We start from the raw sequence: 1,774 nt of genomic DNA, 5'->3' as shown, positions 1-1,774 counted from the left end.
CCGCCTGACCGGCGGCGGTAAACCCCGGAGCGAASAAGGGCCGACSCCATGCACGCCGACCACCCCGCCACCGCGGCAAGCCGCACCGCCCGCGCGAGCGGCACGCCGCTGCCCGTACCCGTCGACGCCGCACTGCGCGCGGCCGGCTGGCGGCCCGGACGCTGGGACATCAAGCAGGCCGAGATCTGGGCCGACGCCCTGCGCCGCCACACCTCGCCCGCCGGGCACCGGCACGCCGTCTTCCCCGCGGCCGTCGAGGCCTGGGCCGAGTTCGGCGGGCTCCACATCACCCCCCAGGGCACCGGCAGGGAGATAGCGCCCGCCACCGTCCACCTCGATCCCCTGTACGGACTCCACCTCGCCCGCACCCTCGGCGACCTCGGCCGCGCCCTCGACACCGAGCTGAGTCCCATCGGCGAGGAGACCGAGACCCAGGCGCTCCTCGCCATCGACACCCAGGGCCGCGTCTACAGCCTCGACCACAGCGGCGACTGGTTCCTCGGCGCCCACATCGACCACGCCCTGACGACCCTCTTCACCGGCGCGCGGCCGACCCGCCTGACCGCGGGCTGACCCGGACGGAAGGCCCTAGCCGACGGCGGGAACCGCCGCCGGGAGCACGGCCGACACCCGGAAGCCGCCGCCGTCGGTCGGGCCCGACACGAACACGCCGCCGAGGCCCGTGACGCGCTCCTCCATGCCCACCAGGCCGTTGCCGCCGCTGGGCAGCCGCGCGTCCGCCGTGGCGTCCGCCTCCGGCGGCGGTTCGTTCTCCACCTGCATCGCGATCTCGGCGCCCCGGTGCGCGAGCCGTACGTACGTCTTGGCGCCCGCGGCGTGCTTGTGGACATTGGTCAAAGCTTCCTGCACCACGCGGTACGCGGTCTGCTCCACGTCGGCGGCATAGTCCCGCGACTCGCCCTCTACCGACAGCTCCACCGCCATCCCCGCCGCGCGCGACTGCCCCACCAGCTCGTCCAGCTCCGCGAGGGAGGGGCCGTCCTCGTCCACTGCCCGGGAGGCGGCCACCGCCGCCGCGTGCCCGACCGCCGCGAGCGGCACCGGCTCCGCGGGCTTCGCGGCCCGCGCGTTCTTCGTGCCGCCGTCCCCCGCGCGCAGCACCCCGAGCATCTCCCGCAGCTCCGTCAGCGCCTGTCGGCCCATGTCGCCGACCAGGGCCGCGTTCCGCACGGCCTTCTCCGGGTCCTTGCGCGCCACCGCCTGCAACGCCGCCGCATGCACCACCATCAGGCTCACCCGGTGGGCCACCACGTCGTGCATCTCGCGGGCGATGCGGGTCCGCTCCTCGCTCCGGGCCCACTCCGCGCGCTCCTCCGCGCGCTCGGCCAGGAGCTGGAGCTCCCGCTCCAGGTCGTCCGCGCGCTCCCGCAGCGACTCCATCAGCCGCCTCCGCGCCCCTACGTACAGGCCGAGGAGCACCGGCGGCGCCGTCACCCCTATCGACCCCGCCACCGCGAAGAAAGGCACGAACTCGCTGCCGATCGGCGGATGGTCCGCACCGCCGAGGTCCTGGCTGGCGCGCACCAGGGCCACGATGAGCGTGCCCGCCATCGACATGCCCGCGAGGGCGCCGGTGATGCGGCGCGGCAGCTCCGAGGCGGCCAGGGTGTACAGGCCCACGATCGTCAGGACCACGCCCATCTGCGCGGGCGTGATCGCGATCGATATCAGCACCACCGCCACCGGCCAGCGGCGCCGGATGAGCAGCGCGGCGCCCGCGAGCACCCCGAAGCCGACCCCCACCGGGGCGGGC

General features: G+C 75.4%; 2 protein-coding genes. One reads left to right on the top strand and one right to left on the bottom strand.

Going from position 1 to position 1,774, the window contains the following annotated elements:
• Positions 1 to 48: 48 nt before the first annotated feature.
• A complete protein-coding gene (locus tag AB8Z36_RS39240) occupies positions 49 to 573 on the top strand; it encodes an SUKH-3 domain-containing protein (RefSeq protein WP_369218139.1) in 525 nt (174 codons plus the stop codon).
• Between the two features lie 15 nt (positions 574 to 588).
• Here AB8Z36_RS39240 and AB8Z36_RS39235 read toward each other — a convergent pair.
• The coding region (locus AB8Z36_RS39235) for a sensor histidine kinase (protein ID WP_369218138.1) at positions 589 to 1,774 on the bottom strand (1,186 nt) is incomplete at its 5' end.

The organism is Streptomyces flavofungini, from assembly GCF_041028215.1.
GTDB classification, from domain to species: domain Bacteria; phylum Actinomycetota; class Actinomycetes; order Streptomycetales; family Streptomycetaceae; genus Streptomyces; species Streptomyces flavofungini_B.
Note: the sequence above shows the minus strand (reverse complement) of the source record. Positions and strands in the feature narration are given on the sequence as shown.